This window comes from Bacillus licheniformis DSM 13 = ATCC 14580, from assembly GCF_000011645.1.
GTDB classification, from domain to species: domain Bacteria; phylum Bacillota; class Bacilli; order Bacillales; family Bacillaceae; genus Bacillus; species Bacillus licheniformis.
Window position 1 is genome coordinate 3,693,198 of sequence record NC_006270.3, and the last position, 18,871, is coordinate 3,712,068.

Annotated in this window: 24 protein-coding genes; 8 read left to right on the top strand and 16 right to left on the bottom strand. The window is 45.7% G+C overall.

Annotated features, from left to right (window positions below; all coding sequences use genetic code 11):
- Position 1: 1 nt before the first annotated feature.
- From TRNA_RS40505 to TRNA_RS40525, 5 genes are all read right to left on the bottom strand, one after another.
- Complete coding sequence (locus TRNA_RS40505) at positions 2–550, bottom strand: PTS glucitol/sorbitol transporter subunit IIC (RefSeq protein WP_003185886.1); 549 nt, start codon at positions 548–550, stop codon at positions 2–4.
- Positions 547–990 (bottom strand): transcriptional regulator GutM, encoded by a 444-nt coding sequence (locus TRNA_RS40510; protein WP_003185888.1) that lies wholly within the window; start codon positions 988–990, stop codon positions 547–549. The genes TRNA_RS40505 and TRNA_RS40510 overlap by 4 nt, the downstream gene beginning before the upstream one ends.
- Positions 987–1,949, bottom strand: coding sequence for a sugar-binding transcriptional regulator (locus tag TRNA_RS40515; RefSeq protein ID WP_003185891.1), 963 nt, complete (start codon positions 1,947–1,949; stop codon positions 987–989). Before TRNA_RS40515 ends, TRNA_RS40510 begins: the two co-directional genes overlap by 4 nt.
- A gap of 221 nt (positions 1,950–2,170) precedes the next feature.
- Positions 2,171–2,518: a single-stranded DNA-binding protein gene (gene ssb, locus TRNA_RS40520; RefSeq protein WP_003185893.1), complete on the bottom strand. Its 348-nt coding sequence runs from the start codon at positions 2,516–2,518 to the stop codon at positions 2,171–2,173.
- A gap of 105 nt (positions 2,519–2,623) precedes the next feature.
- Positions 2,624–2,995 carry a hypothetical protein gene (locus TRNA_RS40525; RefSeq protein ID WP_003185895.1) on the bottom strand — a complete coding sequence of 124 codons (372 nt, stop codon included), beginning with the start codon at positions 2,993–2,995 and terminating at the stop codon, positions 2,624–2,626.
- A 181-nt stretch (positions 2,996–3,176) separates the two neighbouring features.
- Here TRNA_RS40525 and TRNA_RS40530 point away from each other — a divergent pair, with 181 nt between their 5' ends.
- On the top strand, positions 3,177–3,590 hold the full coding sequence (locus tag TRNA_RS40530) for a YwpF-like family protein (protein WP_003185898.1): 414 nt from the start codon (positions 3,177–3,179) through the stop codon (positions 3,588–3,590).
- Positions 3,591–3,630: 40 nt separating this feature from the next.
- Here the strand turns inward: TRNA_RS40530 and mscL are convergent, their stop codons facing one another.
- The 6 genes from mscL to spoIIID all read right to left on the bottom strand — a co-directional run bounded on the left by mscL (position 3,631) and on the right by spoIIID (position 8,090).
- Complete coding sequence (gene mscL, locus TRNA_RS40535) at positions 3,631–4,011, bottom strand: large conductance mechanosensitive channel protein MscL (RefSeq protein WP_003185900.1); 381 nt, start codon at positions 4,009–4,011, stop codon at positions 3,631–3,633.
- A gap of 69 nt (positions 4,012–4,080) precedes the next feature.
- Positions 4,081–4,515, bottom strand: coding sequence for a 3-hydroxyacyl-ACP dehydratase FabZ (gene fabZ / locus TRNA_RS40540; protein WP_003185902.1), 435 nt, complete (start codon positions 4,513–4,515; stop codon positions 4,081–4,083).
- A 193-nt stretch (positions 4,516–4,708) separates the two neighbouring features.
- Positions 4,709–5,536, bottom strand: coding sequence for a flagellar hook-basal body protein (locus TRNA_RS40545; RefSeq protein WP_003185904.1), 828 nt, complete (start codon positions 5,534–5,536; stop codon positions 4,709–4,711).
- A gap of 43 nt (positions 5,537–5,579) precedes the next feature.
- Positions 5,580–6,419, bottom strand: coding sequence for a flagellar hook-basal body protein (locus TRNA_RS40550; protein WP_003185907.1), 840 nt, complete (start codon positions 6,417–6,419; stop codon positions 5,580–5,582).
- Positions 6,420–6,627: 208 nt separating this feature from the next.
- On the bottom strand, positions 6,628–7,629 hold the full coding sequence (gene mbl / locus TRNA_RS40555) for a cell shape-determining protein Mbl (protein ID WP_003185909.1): 1,002 nt from the start codon (positions 7,627–7,629) through the stop codon (positions 6,628–6,630).
- A 185-nt stretch (positions 7,630–7,814) separates the two neighbouring features.
- Positions 7,815–8,090, bottom strand: a complete 276-nt coding sequence (gene spoIIID / locus TRNA_RS40560) for a sporulation transcriptional regulator SpoIIID (protein ID WP_003185911.1) — start codon at positions 8,088–8,090, stop codon at positions 7,815–7,817.
- A gap of 336 nt (positions 8,091–8,426) precedes the next feature.
- Between spoIIID and TRNA_RS40565 the strand changes: the two genes are divergently transcribed.
- The 3 genes from TRNA_RS40565 to TRNA_RS40575 all read left to right on the top strand — a co-directional run bounded on the left by TRNA_RS40565 (position 8,427) and on the right by TRNA_RS40575 (position 10,780).
- Positions 8,427–8,855: a MarR family winged helix-turn-helix transcriptional regulator gene (locus tag TRNA_RS40565; protein ID WP_003185914.1), complete on the top strand. Its 429-nt coding sequence runs from the start codon at positions 8,427–8,429 to the stop codon at positions 8,853–8,855.
- 3 nt (positions 8,856–8,858) lie between these two features.
- A complete protein-coding gene (locus TRNA_RS40570; RefSeq protein WP_003185916.1) occupies positions 8,859–10,052 on the top strand; it encodes an MFS transporter in 1,194 nt (397 codons plus the stop codon).
- A 149-nt stretch (positions 10,053–10,201) separates the two neighbouring features.
- Complete coding sequence (locus TRNA_RS40575; RefSeq protein WP_003185918.1) at positions 10,202–10,780, top strand: undecaprenyl-diphosphatase; 579 nt, start codon at positions 10,202–10,204, stop codon at positions 10,778–10,780.
- Positions 10,781–10,822: 42 nt separating this feature from the next.
- Here the strand turns inward: TRNA_RS40575 and TRNA_RS40580 are convergent, their stop codons facing one another.
- Both TRNA_RS40580 and TRNA_RS40585 read right to left on the bottom strand, forming a co-directional pair.
- The gene (locus TRNA_RS40580; RefSeq protein ID WP_003185920.1) at positions 10,823–11,752 is read right to left on the bottom strand and encodes a manganese-dependent inorganic pyrophosphatase; all 930 of its coding nucleotides are present in this window, start codon (positions 11,750–11,752) and stop codon (positions 10,823–10,825) included.
- Positions 11,753–11,886: 134 nt separating this feature from the next.
- Positions 11,887–12,708, bottom strand: coding sequence for a manganese catalase family protein (locus TRNA_RS40585; protein WP_003185922.1), 822 nt, complete (start codon positions 12,706–12,708; stop codon positions 11,887–11,889).
- Between the two features lie 129 nt (positions 12,709–12,837).
- Between TRNA_RS40585 and TRNA_RS40590 the strand changes: the two genes are divergently transcribed.
- Entirely contained in the window at positions 12,838–13,575 is a 738-nt protein-coding gene (locus TRNA_RS40590) for a YqjF family protein (protein ID WP_011198379.1), read from the top strand.
- Between the two features lie 37 nt (positions 13,576–13,612).
- Here TRNA_RS40590 and TRNA_RS40595 read toward each other — a convergent pair whose 3' ends face one another.
- Both TRNA_RS40595 and TRNA_RS40600 read right to left on the bottom strand, forming a co-directional pair.
- Positions 13,613–14,020, bottom strand: coding sequence for a CBS domain-containing protein (locus TRNA_RS40595; RefSeq protein ID WP_003185927.1), 408 nt, complete (start codon positions 14,018–14,020; stop codon positions 13,613–13,615).
- Positions 14,021–14,082: 62 nt separating this feature from the next.
- A complete protein-coding gene (locus tag TRNA_RS40600; RefSeq protein WP_003185929.1) occupies positions 14,083–15,039 on the bottom strand; it encodes a magnesium transporter CorA family protein in 957 nt (318 codons plus the stop codon).
- Positions 15,040–15,199: 160 nt separating this feature from the next.
- Here TRNA_RS40600 and TRNA_RS40605 point away from each other — a divergent pair, with 160 nt between their 5' ends.
- The 3 genes from TRNA_RS40605 to TRNA_RS40615 all read left to right on the top strand — a co-directional run bounded on the left by TRNA_RS40605 (position 15,200) and on the right by TRNA_RS40615 (position 18,239).
- On the top strand, positions 15,200–16,498 hold the full coding sequence (locus TRNA_RS40605; RefSeq protein WP_003185931.1) for a hemolysin family protein: 1,299 nt from the start codon (positions 15,200–15,202) through the stop codon (positions 16,496–16,498).
- 160 nt (positions 16,499–16,658) lie between these two features.
- Positions 16,659–17,870 (top strand): ammonium transporter, encoded by a 1,212-nt coding sequence (locus TRNA_RS40610; protein ID WP_003185933.1) that lies wholly within the window; start codon positions 16,659–16,661, stop codon positions 17,868–17,870.
- A gap of 18 nt (positions 17,871–17,888) precedes the next feature.
- The gene (locus TRNA_RS40615) at positions 17,889–18,239 is read left to right on the top strand and encodes a P-II family nitrogen regulator (protein WP_003185936.1); all 351 of its coding nucleotides are present in this window, start codon (positions 17,889–17,891) and stop codon (positions 18,237–18,239) included.
- A gap of 48 nt (positions 18,240–18,287) precedes the next feature.
- Here the strand turns inward: TRNA_RS40615 and TRNA_RS40620 are convergent, their stop codons facing one another.
- Positions 18,288–18,860: an ATP-dependent Clp protease proteolytic subunit gene (locus tag TRNA_RS40620; protein WP_003185937.1), complete on the bottom strand. Its 573-nt coding sequence runs from the start codon at positions 18,858–18,860 to the stop codon at positions 18,288–18,290.
- Between the last annotated feature and the right edge of the window lie 11 nt (positions 18,861–18,871).

Sequence of the window (18,871 nt, forward strand, 5' to 3'; positions counted from 1 at the left end):
CTTATTTAAGATCAATCGAATCTTTCAAGGCAATGCCCTGCTGTTTCGCGACATAAGCCGTTGTCATATCCGTTACCCAGCCCCTGAGAAAGTTTGTCACAATCCCGACTAAAAGATAGCGGAGAGCAAGCTCCGTCGTTTCATGCCCGAGCGTTGTAATCCCTGCGGCAATCCCAAGGAAAACAAACAGCTCGCCCGGATTCACGTGTGGGAAAAGTCCGTTATGCGTGTGGCACGAATAGGATGCAGCCGCATAATAGCTCGGTTTGTATTTTTCAGGCAAGAACCTGCCAAGCGACAGCGTCATTGGATTTGCGAGCATGAACGTACCGATGACAGGCAAAACCATGTATCTGGTCAATGGATTTTTTCCCGACTTCCTCGCAAGCGCTTCTACGCGCTTTTCTCCTATCAGGCGTATCAGAGCATTCATGGCGACAAGCAGCATAATCAATAAAGGAACGATGTCTGTAAGCATACCGACAAACACTTCTCCGCCATGCCTGAATAAGTCCATAAACTTTTCCGCAAGCCATGTTACGTTTTTCATATTTCACCTCTTTTTTTGATTTGAAAGCTCATCAGTTTTTGAAGCCGTGTTTTCTTCTGCGGAACATCACCCCCTTTCGTGATGATGTCGAATGTTCTCAAGGCATCTTCAATTGCAAGACGTGTGAGGCGGTCGTGCCGGGCAAGCTCCGCTTGTCCGATCTTCAGCAAATACTTTCCTTCAAACCCTTTTAAAGGTCTGATTCTTGAAAAGACGGTGACACCTTGCATTTTTGATGCCTTCAAAATTTTGTTGCGTTTGTCGATGACAAACAGGACGACCGTTCCGGCTCTGAGTAAGCCGGTCTTCCTTCCGACCGCGACTCTCCCTATACGCCTGTACGCGGCGAACGTTCGATTGAAATGCCTGATTTGCCAAAAACCTAAAACGCTCTGGAGAAGCCATGCAGCTCCAAGGGCGATGATAAAGTAAATGATCATGATTGATTTCTCACCTCCTCGGCAATTTCTCTGGCTGTTTCGGCAGTTGTCACTAAAACATTAATATAGCGGCCTTTTGCAGCCCCGATAATCGAAGGAACTTTTTCATGGGATTCGGCAAGACCTATGGAATATTCCAAATCCTTTAACCTGTTGATGTCTATCGCGATGGTTCTGTCATGAATCTCTGTTTCTACTAAAGCTCCCGAACGATCAAAGAAACGCGAGCATATATCTCCGACTGCATGTTTTTCTTCAAGGCGCTCGATATCCTGATCGCCGTAAAATCCGGTCCAGATCATATTTGAAGAACTAAGCGGCGCCCCGATTCCGACGGCTGCCACAGTAAGGCCGTTCCACAGCCTTTCTATTTTTTTGAAATAGTGGGACTTGACGATTTCCTCCTTCGTTTCTTTTTTTTCGACAACGGCTGCCGCATCTATGAAGTAAGGCGTGCCTCCAAAGTCACCCGCAATGCTGTAGACGATGCTGTTCACGTGATATTTCGTATCCATGGCGCCCGGACCGCCGACCAGCGGCACGAATGAAGCGCTCCGTTTTTTGACGCCGTGAAACTCCCCGATCATTCCCGCCATCGTCGTCCCCCATGCGAAGCCTACCGTATCCCCGTCTTTCACGACTCGTTTTAAGATTTCGGCTCCGGCTTTGCCGACGAGTTTCTTCTTGTCTTCAGCTGTTTGTTCCGGTTTTGCATCACATATGTACACTTCTTTAAGCCCGAGCAGCTGTTCGAGCTCCCGTTCCAAATCATAGTGTGTCCCGACATGGTCATCGATCGTGATTTTAACGATTCCTGCCTCACGCGCTTTTTTCAGCATACGTCCGACGGTTGTTCTGTATATCCCTGTTGCTTTTGCAATCTGGCTCTGTGTCATATCCTCTTCGTAGTACATTTTGCAGACTTTGATCAGAAGGCGTTTATCATCCCTCATTTCCATAAGATCACCCTTTACCTTTGCGCATTTGTGCAAACATTGGTCATTTGTTGTTGTATTCGCTTACATTATACATACGGAATTTTTGGACGTCAATTTAAATTTGTCTATTTTTTGTCTAAAATAAAAAAACCGGTCATTCAAAACCGGCCATAAAAGGGGATAAACAAGGGGATATTGATTGATTCTTTTTGAGAAAGGAGTTTATAGAAGGAATCTTAGGTTTAAGCATCAGCCGGCTCATGCGCTTTCCGGCTTTCTCCCAAAAATCTGACTGACCGGGCGACAACTTCTGTAATAAAGGTGCGTTCGCCTTCTGAATTGACGTATTGGCGGGTCTGGATTCTTCCGCTCAGCCCGATGATGGAGCCTTTTTCGCAATATTCGGCTGTGTTCACGGCAGTTTTGCGCCATAGAGTGCAATTGACAAAGTCCGCTTCTACTTCGCCTGCTGCGTTCTTGAAAGGCCTGCTGACAGCCAGCGTCACATTTGCAACAGGGACACCGTCAGATGTATACCGCAGTTCGGGATCTTTTGTCAAACGCCCGACGAGCATGATCTCATTAAACATTTCGTCCCTCCCTTCCTGTTCGGGTATCCCCAGTTTATAAGAGAACAGATTTTAAGCAAAATCCTCATAAAAGAAAAATAACCCGGAAAAAAACCCGGGCTCATGTCATAATTTTTGCTTTTTTCTTCCACTAATCATAAAAATCATTTCATTTTTATTTGAGAAATACGTATTTTTCAGAAACTGAAAAAAAACAGGAGATGACAGCCACCGCTCTGAGTATACGCGGACATATGAGCCCCCGTCCCAAGCATACAGACGGAATGACAACTCTTTCTGTTTAAGCGTTACTTGAAATTCGTATATTTCCATTCCGTCCTTCGTTTCATAGCGAAACATGATGCCTTCATTTGCATATGTGCTGATTTCGTGCTTTTTGTTACCGGCTGAAAAGCAAATCATAGGCATATATTGACGGCAGTCAGCAGCTGAATTGCTTGCGATCACAAATACTTCCTTTAAGTAAAAATGGTTCATAAGTCACCTCCTGCTCAATATCACCTAAAGTATAAATAAAAATAAAGCATTATAAAATACTTTTTGCAAAATTTAAAATATGAATATGCTCCTATTGCAGAAACAAACCAGGGTCAAGAGTTCTCCCAAGCGAATGTGCTATAATGGTTATACAACTATGGAAGCTTGTGAGGTGATACTAATGAAAACCTTTAGGCTTATTGATTTAAAAATTGTCCGCCAGGATGACACTTCAAAGCGGCTTGAGGAGTTCCCGCTGATCGACGGCCTTATCATTAATAAGGAAGACGGAGAAAACCACTGGATGGTTGAAGGTCTGGTTTCTAAAGAATACCGGTATTTTTTCGAATATCTCCTTCAGGAAGGCAAAGAAGTGAAAGCATATGTAACGATCACGAAAAAAAGCAACCGCCCAGCACAGCTGTTAGCGAAGGTCAAAAACATCACGGTGCTCGGCGAGCATGTTTCCGTCTTATTGGACGGCAAAATGGTCAGCTCAAAGCTGAGGAAAGGCTCCGACAAGATTTTGGAAGATTTAATGAAAGAAGGATATTCCGGAGATCGGCTTCTTGAAGCATTTAAGCAAAATATATAAAAAAGGCTGTCTTCGCCGGACAGCCTTTTCATTTATAGCTCTAAGAACGGTTTGTCTGCTCTTTTAACAAATCCCGTATTTCCTTAAGCAATTCTTCCTGAGGATCAGGAGCAGCTTTTTCTTCTTCGGCATCCTTCTTCTTCAGCTTAGAGATATAGCGGATAAATAGAAAAATGGAAAACGAAATAATAAAGAAATTGACGATCGACTGAATGAATAGCCCATATTTAATTTCGGCATCAACAAATGTGAACGACAGCGCGGAAAAATCCAGGCCTCCAAGCAGAAGACCGAGGAGCGGCATCATCAAATCATTGACAAGCGAAGTTACGATTTTTCCAAAGGCGCCTCCGATGATGACACCAATTGCAAGATCGATTACATTTCCCCGAATCGCAAAACTTTTAAATTCTTTCCACATGAATGATCACCTTTTCGCTTTCATGATAAAAAAACAAATGGGCTTTTACGAAAACCCATTGTGTTTACATTATTCCTGCTTTTCACCAAGAGAAAACATCAATTCGGCTTCACACACGACTTCTCCGTCCACTTTTGCGACTCCTTTTCCTTTGCCGATGGAACCGCGGAAACGAAGCACTTCAAGCTCAAGATGGAGCTGATCGCCCGGTTTCACCTGCTTTTTGAAGCGGCAGCTGTCAATTCCCGCAAAAAACGCGAGCCTTCCGCGGTTTTCTTCCTTCATCAAAAGCGCCACCGCACCTACTTGCGCAAGCGCTTCAACAATTAAAACACCAGGCATCACCGGATAATCCGGAAAGTGTCCGTTAAAAAACTCTTCATTTACTGTCACATTTTTATAACCCGCGGCCCGTTTTCCTTCCTCTACTTCTGTCACACGGTCTACCAGCAGAAAGGGATAGCGGTGGGGAATGATTTCTTTAATTTGCTGAGCATCAAGCATTGCCTTGACATCTCCTTTTTCGAAAAATATGTATAGAATGATATGTCAGTGCCTTATTCTGTACATCTGGAAGTATATTATGAAACGGAATCTTTTTCAACAAAAGATGAGGCACAACCGGTTTAAAACGATGAAAGTGAAAATAAAAAGAGCCTGAACCAAACGTCGTTTGGCCGGCTCCTGTTTTGCTGTGCTAACGTACTGAATTGATCAGCCCCATCATTTGATCGCCCATCGTGATGGCGCGGGAATTCATTTGATATGACCTCTGCGAAGAGATCAGATCGGTCATTTCCTTCGATACGTCGACATTTGATGATTCAAGGAATCCCTGTTTTAGAGAAATGTCCTGCCGCCCGGCTCCGTTCAGGTTGATAAGAGCCGTTGCTCTCAATTCATCGCTGACAGAAAAAAGGTTGCTTCCTTCTTCTGTTAGAGCCTGAGGTTTGACAGCCCGGACGATCCCCAGGTTAAAACGCAGTGGCGCTTCTCCCTGATTGTCTGACGAAACGGTGACACTTCCCGATTCATCGACTTTGATGTGTTTATAGCGCTGGTTGAAGCGGATGGCATTTCCGTTTTCATCAAGGACGGCATGTCCTTCTTTCGTCACAAGCTGCATCTGGTTGGCGTTCCCCGCCGCAGGCGTAAGGTAAAATGCCCCGTCTCTTGTATATTGCACTTCCCCGCCGACATTGACCTGGAAGTACTGATAAGGAGAAGTCAGTGCAATATCAAGATCGCGGCCCGTCTCCTTAAGGCTTCCCTGCTTATGCGTCAGCCGGTCGGTCATGACGGCTCCGACGCCGAGGCGAAGTCCTGGCGGCGTCTTTCTGCTTGCAGCTACTTCATTATTTTTCTCGTTTACCTGTTCAATCTGCTGCCTGATCAGCTCCGAAAAGCTCGTGTTTTTCGCCTTATATCCCGTTGTATCGGTATTTGCAAGATTATGGCTGATATTATCAATTTGTTTTTGCAGTTCAAACATTGTGTTTGAAGCCGTGATCATGGATCTAAGCATCGTTTTTCCACATCCTCCATTTACGCTGATCGCGATCGGTCATTTATCCGATCCTTCCAATCTCATTGGCCGCCTTTTCCATGCTTTTATCATAAGCCTGAAGAACTTTTTGGTTGGCTTCAAACGAGCGGTAGGCAGCGGTCATTTCCGTATAGGCTCTCGTCACGTCGACATTCGACCGTTCGGTCATCCCCTGCTTGACAGAATAAGTGACTTCAGGATTGCCGACTGCGCTTGGCAGCGCCTCACCGTTTTCAGTACGATACAGATCATCGCCTTCTCTTGCTAAATTTCTCGTATCGAGCGCGATTCTGACATCGATCCTCCCCAGATTTTGGCCGTTTTCAGTCACCGTTCCGTCCTCAGCGACTTGAAAATTCTCGCTTCCCACCGTGATCGGCCGGTTTTCCGTTGAAAGGACGAGTCGGCCGTTTATTGTCAATTGATTATTTTCATTTAAAGAAAAACGGCTGCTTCTTGAATAGCGTACATCCCCATTTTCAAGCCGGACCGCGTAGAAAAGCGCCGCTTTATCGTTTGTTTCGCCGTTGACCGGAACTTCGGCTTCGCTGATTGCAATATCTGTCGGCTCATTCGTGCTTTGCAGATCGCCTTGAGAAAATTGAGGCTTCAGTTCCTGCATATAAACCCCTGTATTGATTGAACCGATTGGCGTCTGTGTTGAAAACGAACGCGAAGCGCTGCCGGCTTTGAAAGAATCAGACTCAATCCGGCTCAAAAGCATTTCCGGGAAAGAACGTATTGATCCTTGGTCTTCTTTATATCCCGGCGTATTTGCATTCGCGATATTATTCGTCAGCATCTCTGTGCGGCGCTGCTGGGTGATCATTGCTGAAGTTGCTGTATAAAGTCCTTTTAACATCATTTCACCTCAAAATAAGTGTCATGCTCCAGAGTTTCCTATCGAAAAAACCTCTTTTGCGAAATGCTTGCAATTTATATTTGCTAATACAGAACGTTTGTTCTATAATGGTATTCAAACATACTACTCTTTTTATCGGCAGCCGTTCAGCTCCTTTAAAGCATTTCACATAAAAAAACCTCATTCTCAAAAAGAATGAGGCTTCTGATCAGCTCAGTTTGCGCTTGGGAAGCTTGTCCATGTTATCAAGCATGACACCCGTACCGACTGCCACACAATCCATCGGATTTTCAGCAACGAGAACAGGCACTTTCAGCTCTTCGGCAAGAAGCTGGTCAAGACCGTTTAACAATGCGCCGCCTCCTGTAATGATAACGCCTCTGTCGATAATGTCGGCTGACAGCTCAGGCGGCGTTCTTTCGAGCACCTGCTTGGCAGCCTGTACAATGACAGATACAGATTCGCGCAGCGCTTCCTCCACCTCTTTGCTCGTTACCGTAATGGTTCTCGGCAATCCTGTGACCATGTCGCGGCCGCGGATGGAAATTTCCTCGTGACGTGCGTCTGGGAAAACAGTTGCGACTTTAATCTTAATATCTTCGGCTGTCCGTTCGCCTATGAGCAGCTTGTACTCGCGTTTGATGTAGTTCAAGATTTCAAGATCAAACTTGTCCCCAGCCATTTTAATAGAAGAGGCGGTGACAATATCGCCCATTGAGATGACTGCGATATCTGTCGTTCCACCGCCGATATCAACTACCATGTTTCCGCTTGGCTGGAAAATATCCATTCCCGCTCCGATTGCGGCCACCTTAGGTTCTTCCTCCAAATATACATGCTTTCCGCCGCTTTTTTCGGCAGCTTCTCTAATGGCCTTCTGCTCCACAGAAGTAATATTTGTCGGGCAGCAAATCAGCATGCGCGGCTTTGAGAAAAGACCTTTTACATTCAGCTTGTTAATGAAATGCTTCAGCATGGCTTCTGTTACTTCAAAATCGGCAATGACGCCGTCTTTTAATGGACGTATCGCAACAATATTCCCAGGTGTACGTCCTACCATTCTCCTTGCTTCTTCACCGACAGCGAGCACTTTCCCATTGTTTTTGTCAAGAGCAACGACTGATGGTTCATTTAAGACAATACCTTTTCCTTTGACATGGATCAGCACATTCGCTGTACCAAGGTCAATACCAATATCCCTTGCAAACATCTATCTATATCCTCCTCGAAATCTGTTTCACAGCAATGTCCACATTCTGCCCTAATTATATATTTTATCATAAATATTAGAAAAAAAAGAGAGCTTATTAAAGTTCTTCATAAAATTTTTGTGGCTTTTTACGGAGGATACCGGGAAATTCTGATAAACGCTGCTCGTTTCTGAGCCATTATTCCTTATTGCACGGGTTCTCTTTCAAAGATTTCCTCTTTCTTGTATTTTAGTTTTGTTGCTTCTCCGCCCCGCAAATGTCTGATTGATTTATGATAATCAAGAATTTCTTTTACTTCATTGGCCAGGTCAGGATTAATTTCAGGCAGCCTTTCTGTCAAATCCTTGTGAACGGTACTTTTGGAAACACCAAACTCCTTCGCTATCACACGAACCGTTTTTTTCGTCTCCACGATGTACTTCCCTATCTTGATTGTTCGCTCTTTGATGTAATCGTGCACACCACTCGACCTCCCTAAAATGGATGTGAGAAGTGTGAAATGAGATCCGTCTTGTGAAAAAATTCGCTATTTGCGCAGCTTCTTCGTTTTATGCTTTTCCAAGTAGAATTTTGAAATACTCCCACGATCCCTCACCTCAAACACTCTCTTTGTTAGGTTTGTATCAGTGTATTAGCATTTAAATGGGATTATGCTAAAAACTCAAGGAGGACAAGGGGTTTCTCTTATAATTTTATTTCGGGCTTCAAAAATTTTAACTTTACACTAATCTTGACTTCCGGTAAAATGAATAAAGTTTATTATTTACCTAGGTAACTATTTTGAAGGAGTCCGGGAATGGAACATATCAATCGAAAGATTATTCACCAGCTCAATCAAAGCACTCGGATGGTTGCTAAAAAAACGAATGAACAGCTCGAAGCGTACGGCCTTTACGGTTCACAGTGGTCGATCCTATATTGTCTTCACACCTACGGACCGATGACGCAGAAAGACATATGGACTTATTTGCACGTCGAAGCGCCGACTGTGACAAGAACCGTCAGCCGCCTCGAAAAAAACGGCTGGGTCGAACGGATACAGGGCGATGACAAACGGGAAAAAGTCGTCAAGATGACAGAAGAAGCCAAAATTAAATATGATGACATTCAATTAAAAATGAAAGAATTTGAAGAGGAAATGCTTTCCGTATTTGAAGAACGGGATAAAAAAATATTCCAAAGGCTGTTAAGTCAATTGTTAGAAGGACACCAGGAGGAGTTGTAGCCTATGAAGCAAGCTGAACCCATTTGGACCAGGGATTTTATCATGGTCGTTTTGATTAATTTGTTTATATTCGTCTATTTTTACGCACTATTGACCGTGCTTCCGGTCTATGCGATGCAGGAGCTCGGCGGCTCCGAGTCAGAGGGCGGCCTTTTGATCAGCGGCTTCATGCTGTCCGCGATTTTTGCAAGGCCGTTTTCGGGAGCTGTTATTGAGCGTTTTGGCAAAAAGAGAATGGCACTCATCAGCGTCGTGCTGTTTACTTTGGCATCATTTCTTTATATCTTCATTCACGATATCTACCTGCTGCTTGGCATTCGCTTTTTCCAAGGCATTTGGTTCAGCATCATCACCACGGTGACGAGTGCAATTGCAGCCGATTTAATTCCGCCGGCCCGCCGCGGGGAAGGGCTGGGCTATTTTGCTATGTCGATGAATTTGGCGGTTGTCATCGGCCCGTTTATCGCCTTGAACCTGCTGGATAAAATGAGTTTTTCCGATCTGTTTATTTTATTTTCAGGAATCGTCACTGTAGCCATCCTCTGTACGGCACTGGTGCGGATTCCTAAAGGAAACGACATCCGTTCAGCTGTGTTCAGGCTGTCATTTTCCAACATGTTTGAAAAGGGCGCGATTCGGATTGCAACGGTCGGCTTGTTCGTGTCGTTTTGTTATTCAAGCGTGATTTCCTTCATCTCTGTTTATGCCAAATCCCTCGGCCTTATTGAAGCAAGCAGCTATTTCTTTATGGTGTTCGCGGTGACAATGATGATCACGCGGCCGTTTACGGGAAAACTGTATGATAAAGTCGGCCCGGGAGTCGTCATTTATCCGTCCATTATCATTTTTTGCGCCGGGCTTTTCCTGCTTGCTTTTACAAACAGCAGTGCGATGCTTTTGCTATCCGGAGCTGTCATCGGCATCGGCTACGGATCTATCACACCGTGCCTTCAGACCTTGGCGATCCAGTCTTCGCCGCCTCACCGGAGCGGCTATGCAACAGCGACTTATTTTACGCTGTTTGATACCGGCATCGCAGTCGGATCCTATGTTTTCGGGTTGGTTGTGGCACAAGCCGGTTTTTCAAACATTTATTTATTCTCAGGCGTTTTCGTGCTCATCAACCTGTTTCTGTATACATGGAGCCAAAAACCTGCATCCGCAAAGGAGAAGCGGGATATATCAATGGCTGAATAAGCCGTTCAACCTCGCCGGGCCGGGAACGCCCGGCTCTTTTCATGCAGGCTGATACAGCTCGATCTGTTATTTAATGAAACTTTTGCAAAATGAAATACGTCTCCTAACTGTCTGCCCAAAAATTACTACTCTATTAAAAAGGTGATTTTTTGAACTATTGGCTTTTTACACGCATTCATCAATTAGCAAACCACAACGACATCCTGGATGGCGCCATGATTTTGATTACAGAAAAAGCGATTTATATGTATGCGCTCATTTTGCTTTTGATCTGGATATTCGGAAACCGTTCTTATAAAATAACCGTTCTTCAGGCCGGTGTGACGGGTATTTTCGGATTGGCGGCAAATTATTTGCTGTCATTGGTTTACTATGAGCCGAGGCCATTTGTCGCTCATCATGTGGACGTATTGATTCACCATGCTGCCGACGCCTCATTTCCCAGCGATCATACAACCGGGGCGTTAGCCATTTCGATCGCTTTTTGGCTTTATCATCGGAAAATTGGAAGCTGCCTGATTGCTTTCGGGTTATTGACGGGCTTTTCCCGTATTTGGGTCGGACACCACTACCCTGTTGACGTATTGGGCAGCATTTTGGTCGCTTTATTCGTATCACTTGTTATGTTTAGATTCTCCACGTATGTGCAGCCGCTTTTTGAACGGATCATTTCACTCTATGAATCGATCTTGCGGAAATTGCGGAAAGCGGTATCCAGAACGGTATAAGAAAACACCCGAATCATGAGATTCGGGTGTTTTTTTATTTCCTTAACCTTTTAAGGCTTCGGTTAACGGCGGAACAATTTGTTTTTTGCGCGATACAACGCCTTTCAGTGTCGCTGTGTTGTCTGCCAATGTGACATTGAACGCTTTTTCCACTGCTTGTGCAGCTTGTCCTGAAGCGACGACAACCGAGTCGTTTGTTAAAATGTCAGTTACGACAAACACAAATAAATCCAACCCTTTTTCAGATACCGCTTTTGCAAGTTCTGCGTCAACTTCCTCTTTGCGGGAGAGAACGTCGTTTGTGTCGACAGTGTTAACCTGCGCGATCTCTACTTTATGGCTTCCCATCGTAAACTCTTTTGCGTCCAGAGAAAGAAGCTGAGGAATCGTCTTTGCGCTCAAATCAGCTCCGGCTTTCAGCATATCTAGTCCATAGCTGTCAGCATCAACGCCGGCAATCGCAGCCAATTCTTTTGCAGCTTTGACATCTTCTTCCGTGCATGTCGGGGATTTGAATAAGAGGGAATCTGAGATGATCGCCGACAGCATCAGCCCCGCAATATCTTTTTTAATTTCAACGCCGTTTTCTTTATAGAGCTTGTTTAAGATCGTTGCCGTGCAGCCTACAGGCTCTGCGCGGTAATACAGAGGGTCGCTCGTTTCAAAGTTGGCGATCCGGTGGTGGTCGATGACTTCAAGCACGCGAACCTGATCCAAGTCATCGACGCTCTGCTGGCGCTCATTATGGTCAACCAAAATCACGCTGTCTGTTTCATTCGCGACAGTGTTCACAAGGCGGGGTACTTCTGCATTGAATTTCTTAAGCGCGTATTCGGTTTCGCCGTTGATTTCGCCGAGGCGGACAGGCTCTGCGTCCATGCCGAGCTCCTTTTTTAATTCGGCATATGCAATCGCTGAACAAATCGTATCCGTATCCGGATTTTTGTGGCCAAAAATAAGTACTTTACTCATGATATAACTCCTTACTGTTGTTTTTATAGTAAGCTTACCTGACAATAAAAAAATCTGCAAATCTGTCACTTATTTTAATATTTACGAAGTGTTTTGTCATTTTAAAAAATAAAAAAAGAGCCGTTCGGCTCTTTTTATTCTCCATAGTCAGGTGTATTGTGGCTTCGTTTTGGAGCGGGCTTCAAGACCGGTTTTTCTCCATATGCGACAGGGCCGCTCTCATAGTGAAATTCCGCTCCGTCCGGCGCCTTCCCTATCAGCCACTCAAACTGTGCGCTTTCTTCTCCATCCGAAAAATTGTATAAAGAGTGCGAAACTTCTTCTTTTTCATATTCTGGCGGAACGGTACCGGGCACGATGACGCCTTCTTTTTCTTCCAGCTCTTTGATCGCGGCAATCCACTGGTTTTGGTGCATCGTATCTCTTGCCAAAAGAAAACCGAGCATATCTTGTACGCCTTTGTCATCCGTCATTTCGTACAGCCGTGCGACTTGCAGTCTGCCTTGCGATTCAGCGTTGACATTTGCGCGCAGGTCGGCCAGAAGGTTGCCGCTCGCTACAATATAGCCTGCATTCCAAGGAACGCCGGTGCTGTTTTCAGGCATGGCCCCCAGACCTGAAACGATTGCGTGATGAGGGTTCATTCCGCCCATAATGGCGCCGATGACAGGATCGTCTGCTGCTTTTTCCTGCTCGTAAACCGGAGCGTCTTCAAGCAGCCGTGCAATCATCGTCGCAATCATTTCGACGTGTCCGATTTCTTCTGCCGCCGTATCCATCAGCAAATCTTTATACTTTTCATTTCCCCGCGTATTCCACCCTTGAAAAAGGTATTGCATCGCCACAGATATTTCTCCGTACTGGCCGCCGAGTATCTCCTGCATTTTCTTTGCGAAGACAGGGTCGGGTCTTTCAGGTTTGGCAGGGTACTGCAGCACTTTCGTATGCTTGAACAAATCAGATCACTCCTCCGTTTTTTGTATCCTCGTTTTTGATTTAGCCGAAAAGGGAAATCATAAAACCGTACAACAGGTTCGGGATGTGCTTAAAACAGGTCAAAATTCGAACCAAAGGAGAGCTGTTCTATGATAAAAAATACTTCTCACCGCCCTTTTCCACTGCCTGAAGGACCGTGGATGATGACGCAAACATGGAATCATGTATTATTTGCCCATTGGGCTGTCGATCCTGAAGCCATTCGCGGACAAATACCGGCGGCCTTGGAATTGGAGACATTCAACGGAAAAGCGTGGATCGGTATCTTGCCTTTTCTGCTGACAAATATGCGTCCCCGTTTTTTGCCGCCCTTTCCTTTCATCAGCAGATTTCCCGAGCTGAATGTCCGGACATATGTAGCATATAAAGGCGTCCCGGGCATTTATTTTTTCAGTCTTGACGCCGCTTCGCGCTTGGCCGTCGCCGGCGCGCGCTCAATGTTCCACTTGCCTTATTTTTACGCCGGGATGCGCTTTGCACAACATAAAGACCGCTTTCAGCTGACAAGCAGGAGAAAACGTTCACAAGCAGAGTTTTATGCAGAATATCAACCGGTTTCGGAGCCTTTCTCAGCTGATAAAGGAACGCTTGAATACTGGCTTGCTGAAAGGTACCGTTTGTACACCACGCATAAAAACGAGCTCTATTATGAAGATATCCACCATTCAGAGTGGCAGCTGCAGCAGGCTGAAGCTGATATTTTTCCGGATCCGCTCACAAGCGCAAACGATCTCACACTCCCAGACACCGCGCCCCTTCTTCATTATGCAAAAAGGCAGCACGTCTTATTTTGGCCGCTGAAAAAGTGGGAAAGTGAAGAAACATAAAAAAGGAAGAGCTAAAAACGCTCTTCCTTCAACCTGTTTAAGCCGGTTTTGAAATTTCGCTTAAAGCTTCTCCCGCTTTCTCATCCGCATGTGAGACGGAGAGATCCCCCAAAGCAACGATTCCGACAAGACGGTCATCTTCAACAATCGGCAGCCTGCGAATTTGGTGTTCCGCCATCAGATCACCAGCCTCTTCAGCAGACATATCCGGGCGCCCTGTCACCATCTGTGTGCTCATGATATCCCGAGCAGCCGCATCTGTTTCATTTTCAGCTACACATCTGATAACAATATCCCGGTCTGAAACGATCCCCGTCAATTTTCCGTTCTCGCAGACCGGAATTGAACCTACATTGTAATCACGCATCTTACCGGCAATTTCCGCAATCGGGGCAGAAGGCTCGCAGCATTCAGCATTGGTTGTCATGATGTCCTTCAGTTTCATTCGGAATTCCTCCTTTATGATGGGGTTATTATGTGCTTTTCCGATATACCGCGGGCTTAAACCTATTTAAAAGAGCCCTTCCTTTTCATATATCGTTTTTTATCCCTCAATAAATCGCCGGTCCAGCCTTTCTTTTTCAAATACCAATACACAAGGGCGGTCGAAACGGCGATTAAAATAAGCGAAAATAAATAGCCGTACTTTAAAGAGAGTTCAGGCATGACTTCGAAGTTCATTCCCCACAGGGCGCCGAAAGCCGTCATCGGCGTAAAGATCGTCGTAAAAATCGTCAGCGCTTTAAAAATTTCATTGCCTCTGTGGGATGTCACCACTTCCTCGGAATGAAGCAAATAATTGATTTCATTCGCATACTCTTTGATCAATGACATGCCTCTGTCGATTTCGTAAAACGTCCTGCGCTGTTCGATTTCGTCAAACGATTTGGTTAAAAAAGTTTCTTTAAGGCCCATTGCAACCTTTTTCATCGATAAAATTAAACTTCTTATGACCAGGAGTTCGTGACGCCGCTTATGAATCAGTTCAATGATGCTTTTATTGTTGTCATGATGAAATCCCCACCTTACTTTTCCAAGGTGAACTTCAAAGTGCTCAAGTTCCTTCAAATACATTCTCATCAGTTCGCCCAGCAGGACCAGGAACACTTCAGGGGCGTCTTTGCATCGCTTTAAGTGTTGATCGATCGGCCTTCTGTTTGCCTCTTCAAATTGCGAGATATCTAAATTCATTGTGAAAAAATAGTCTTTCGTTAAGTAAAAATGAAATGCTGTCCGGTTTTGTTGAACTTCCGCTTCCTGGTCGTAAATATATGAACCGTAGATCGCTTCCTTGCCTTGAACGGCAGCATTGATATCAAGGCAATTGATGTTGGCCGAGGGAACGCCTTGAAACCAGTTTCGGCATTCCGGCCAATGATCGGGCTGGATCAGCCCTTGTGCTGTTGTTTTTTCGTGAGGGCCAAGCTGATACCATGTCCAGCCCTCTCCCTGAAAAACTCTCATACTTGTCTCCTCCTCTTCCGGCCCACTCGTTTTATATTTCTTTGCCCGCCCTCCGCGTAAATAAACATGATGTTTGCCGCGCTGCGGCACGTGGTATGAAGCTAGTATGAGTTTTTCATAGAAAAGGAGGTGGCGCCTTCTTTACTGAGAAGGCGGGGCATTGGAGTTATTGAAGCTGATTGCAGTAGCAGGATTAATCGCATTTACGGGCTTTTTCGTCGCGGTCGAATTCGCCATCGTCAAAGTAAGGCGGACAAAGATCGACCAATTGATCATTCAGAAAAAAAAGGGCGCTCTTGCCGCAAAAGAAGTGACCTCGCACCTTGACGAATACTTGTCAGCCTGCCAGCTTGGAATCACCGTGACGGCATTGGGCTTGGGCTGGCTTGGTGAACCGACGATGCAGACCTTGCTGCATCCCCTTTTCTCAAAAATCGGCTTGAACGAGTCGATTACACATATTCTTTCATTTTTGGCCGCTTTTTTATCAGTTACTTATCTCAATGTTGTCGTCGGAGAGCTGGCGCCAAAAACGATCGCCATTCAAAAAGCGGAGACCGTTACGCTGCTTTTTGCACAGCCGATGATCTGGTTTTATAGAATCATGTTTCCTTTTATATGGCTGCTCAATCATTCAGCCCGCATGATCACAAGTCTGTTCGGCCTGAAGCCGACCGGTGAACACGAATTGGCCTATTCGGAGGAAGAACTGCGAACGCTTTTATCTGAAAGCTATCGAAGCGGGGAGATTAACCAAAATGAATTGAAATATGTAAACAATATTTTTAAATTCGACGAACGTACGGCAAAAGAAATTATGGTGCCGCGCAATGAAATGACCGTCTTATCTCTTGACGACAGTTTAAAAAAAGCGAAGCAGCTTATCAAAGAAACGAAGCACACCCGCTTCCCCGTCATGGAGGAAGACAAAGATCACATCACCGGAATGATCAATATAAAAGAACTGCTGCTGGCGGAGCTTGCAGGGGAATTTTCTTTAGAAACAAAATCGCTAAAGCCATATATCCATCCGGTTATCCATGTGATTGAAACGATTCCCGTCTACCAGCTGTTCGTCAAAATGCAGAAAGAGCATACACATATGGCGATTCTCGTAGATGAGTATGGCGGAACATCGGGTCTTGTGACGGTTGAGGATATTGTCGAGGAAATCGTCGGCGACATTCGCGATGAATTCGATACTGAAGAAGTATCTGCTGTTCAGAAACTCGAAGATGACCATTACATCCTAAACGCGAAAGTACTGGTCAGCGACGTAAACGACCTGCTTGGAATTCATTTATCAGATGAGGAGATTGATACAATCGGCGGCTGGATGCTGACGCAGAATATTGAGAGCAAGCCCGGAACGACGATCGAAAGTGAAGGATACCGTTTTAAAGTAAAAGAAATGGACGGACATCGAATCGTTGCAGTTGAGGTTGAAAAAACCGCTTAATCCCCCTTCTGTCGGATATTTCAGCCTCTCCCTGTCCGCTTTTCTCCCCAAAAACCATGTAAGGAAATCTGACATGTTCATCATGATATCTCCCTTTTGTCACTATAATGAAAGAAACAGAGATCTGCTCTCAATCTAAATGACTACGGAGGAATGAAACATGCAGATGGGGGATACAGTATTTATGTTCTTTTGCGCTTTGCTCGTGTGGCTGATGACGCCGGGCATCGCTTTATTTTACGGAGGCCTTGTAAGGAGCAAAAATGTGCTCAGCACCGTTATGCACAGTTTATCTTCAATTGCCATCGTTTCTATCATATGGATTTTGTTCGGCTATTCACTCGCTTTCGCTCCCGGAAACCCATTGATCGGGGGTTTGGATTGGATCGGACTGCACGGTGTCGGTTTTGAACCCAATGCCGATTATTCGGAGACGATCCCGCATACGCTTTATATGATGTTCCAATTGACATTTGCCGTCCTGACGACTGCGATTATTTCCGGAAGCTTTGCGGAGCGCATGCGCTTTCCGGCCTTTATTCTTTTCTCGGTGCTCTGGGCGGTTTTCGTTTATTCGCCTGTCGCCCACTGGGTATGGGGCGGAGGCTGGCTTGACGAGCTGGGAGCTATTGATTTTGCCGGCGGAAACGTCGTTCACATTTCTTCCGGGGTAGCCGGTCTGGTCGTTGCGATTGTTCTCGGCAAGCGGAAAAATATGAGCGACACCGCCCCTCACAACCTCCTTCTGACCCTGCTCGGGGCGACTTTGATCTGGTTCGGATGGTTCGGTTTCAATGTCGGAAGCGCGCTGACGATCGATGAAGTCGCCATGACCGCTTTTATCAACACGAATACGGCTGCGGCCGCGGGGCTGATCGGCTGGATTTTGGCAGAATGGCTGATTAATAAGAAGCCGACGATGCTCGGCGCCGTCTCGGGAGCGATTGCGGGACTCGTCGCGATTACGCCTGGCGCAGGTTTTGTCACGCCATTCTCATCTGTATGGATCGGGCTTATCGGAGGAATCGTCTGTTTCTGGGGGGTGTTTTCGCTCAAGAAAAAATTCGGGTACGATGATGCGCTCGATGCCTTCGGACTTCACGGGCTCGGCGGGACATGGGGCGGAATCGCGACAGGTTTGTTCGCGACGACATCTGTCAACGCAGACGGTGCCAACGGGCTTTTTTACGGAGACATCAGTCTCCTTTGGAAACAGCTGATTGCGATTGCTGCAACATATTTGTTTGTCGCAATCGTCACATACGCTATTATTAAGATAGTCAGTATCTTTTTTAAACTCCGTGCCTCAGAGGATGAAGAATCATTGGGCCTCGATCTTACGCTGCACGGCGAAAAAGCGTATCAAGATTAATTTGTCAGGAGTGATGGTATGAGCGGTCAAATGTATAAAGTGGAAATTGTAACCCGTCCTACAAACTTTGAAAAGCTGAAAACGGAGCTGGCCAAAATCGGGGTAACGTCCATTACGTTTTACAATGTACACGGATGCGGCCTGCAAAAAGGGCATACTGAGCTTTACCGCGGGGTCAAACGCGAAAGCAATGTGTATGAAAGGTTAAAAGTCGAAATCGTCGTCAGCAAAGTGCCTGTCGAAAAGGTGGCCGAGACGGCGCAAAACGTCCTGAAAACCGGGGAACCCGGTGACGGCAAGATCTTCATATACGAAATTAAAAACACCATCAACATCCGCACAGGCGAGGAAGGTCCTGACGCTTTATAAAAAAGATCGAAGCTCCCGGCTGGAGTTAAGCCGGGAGCTTTTCTAATGTTACAAAACAGCATCAATAACACCGTATGCCTTCGCTTCGTCCGCATCCATAAAGTAATCGCGTTCCATGTCGGCTTTTAGTTTTTCAATGGGCTGGCCCGTTCGTTCGTGAAAGAAGCGCTCGATTTTTTCCCTCAGTTTGATGATCCGCTTCGCTGAAATCTCCATGTCTGTCGCCTGTCCTTTGACGCCGCCGAGCGGCTGATGGATCATGATTTCGCTGTTTTTGAGTGCATACCGTTTGCCTTTTGCTCCGCCGGCGAGGAGAATCGCTCCCATGGAAGCGGCCATTCCGACGCATATCGTGCGGACATCAGGCTTCACATAATCCATCGTATCCAAAATTGCATATCCCGCGGAAGTTGATCCGCCCGGGCTGTTGATATAGATCGAAATGTCTTTTTCATTGTCTTCAGCTGACAAAAACAGCAATTGGGCGGTGACCCGATTGGCGAGGTCATCGTTGAATTCAGAACCGATCATAATGATCCGGTCTTTTAAAAGTCTGGAAAAAATATCGTACGATCTTTCACCGGCAGCCGTTTTCTCAATGACGTAAGGAATGGTGTTCATAGCATTTTTCC

Bases quoted from the DNA above. Each gene is read 5' to 3' on its own strand.
- TRNA_RS40505 (WP_003185886.1), bottom strand. From the start codon at position 550: ATGAAAAACGTAACATGGCTTGCGGAAAAGTTTATGGACTTATTCAGG.
- TRNA_RS40510 (WP_003185888.1), bottom strand. From the start codon at position 990: ATGATCATTTACTTTATCATCGCCCTTGGAGCTGCATGGCTTCTCCAG.
- TRNA_RS40515 (WP_003185891.1), bottom strand. From the start codon at position 1,949: ATGGAAATGAGGGATGATAAACGCCTTCTGATCAAAGTCTGCAAAATG.
- ssb (WP_003185893.1), bottom strand. From the start codon at position 2,518: ATGTTTAATGAGATCATGCTCGTCGGGCGTTTGACAAAAGATCCCGAA.
- TRNA_RS40525 (WP_003185895.1), bottom strand. From the start codon at position 2,995: ATGAACCATTTTTACTTAAAGGAAGTATTTGTGATCGCAAGCAATTCA.
- TRNA_RS40530 (WP_003185898.1), top strand. From the start codon at position 3,177: ATGAAAACCTTTAGGCTTATTGATTTAAAAATTGTCCGCCAGGATGAC.
- mscL (WP_003185900.1), bottom strand. From the start codon at position 4,011: ATGTGGAAAGAATTTAAAAGTTTTGCGATTCGGGGAAATGTAATCGAT.
- fabZ (WP_003185902.1), bottom strand. From the start codon at position 4,515: ATGCTTGATGCTCAGCAAATTAAAGAAATCATTCCCCACCGCTATCCC.
- TRNA_RS40545 (WP_003185904.1), bottom strand. From the start codon at position 5,536: ATGCTTAGATCCATGATCACGGCTTCAAACACAATGTTTGAACTGCAA.
- TRNA_RS40550 (WP_003185907.1), bottom strand. From the start codon at position 6,419: ATGTTAAAAGGACTTTATACAGCAACTTCAGCAATGATCACCCAGCAG.
- mbl (WP_003185909.1), bottom strand. From the start codon at position 7,629: ATGTTTGCAAGGGATATTGGTATTGACCTTGGTACAGCGAATGTGCTG.
- TRNA_RS40565 (WP_003185914.1), top strand. From the start codon at position 8,427: ATGGAACATATCAATCGAAAGATTATTCACCAGCTCAATCAAAGCACT.
- TRNA_RS40570 (WP_003185916.1), top strand. From the start codon at position 8,859: ATGAAGCAAGCTGAACCCATTTGGACCAGGGATTTTATCATGGTCGTT.
- TRNA_RS40580 (WP_003185920.1), bottom strand. From the start codon at position 11,752: ATGAGTAAAGTACTTATTTTTGGCCACAAAAATCCGGATACGGATACG.
- TRNA_RS40590 (WP_011198379.1), top strand. From the start codon at position 12,838: ATGATAAAAAATACTTCTCACCGCCCTTTTCCACTGCCTGAAGGACCG.
- TRNA_RS40595 (WP_003185927.1), bottom strand. From the start codon at position 14,020: ATGAAACTGAAGGACATCATGACAACCAATGCTGAATGCTGCGAGCCT.
- TRNA_RS40600 (WP_003185929.1), bottom strand. From the start codon at position 15,039: ATGAGAGTTTTTCAGGGAGAGGGCTGGACATGGTATCAGCTTGGCCCT.
- TRNA_RS40610 (WP_003185933.1), top strand. From the start codon at position 16,659: ATGCAGATGGGGGATACAGTATTTATGTTCTTTTGCGCTTTGCTCGTG.
- TRNA_RS40615 (WP_003185936.1), top strand. From the start codon at position 17,889: ATGAGCGGTCAAATGTATAAAGTGGAAATTGTAACCCGTCCTACAAAC.
- TRNA_RS40620 (WP_003185937.1), bottom strand. From the start codon at position 18,860: ATGAACACCATTCCTTACGTCATTGAGAAAACGGCTGCCGGTGAAAGA.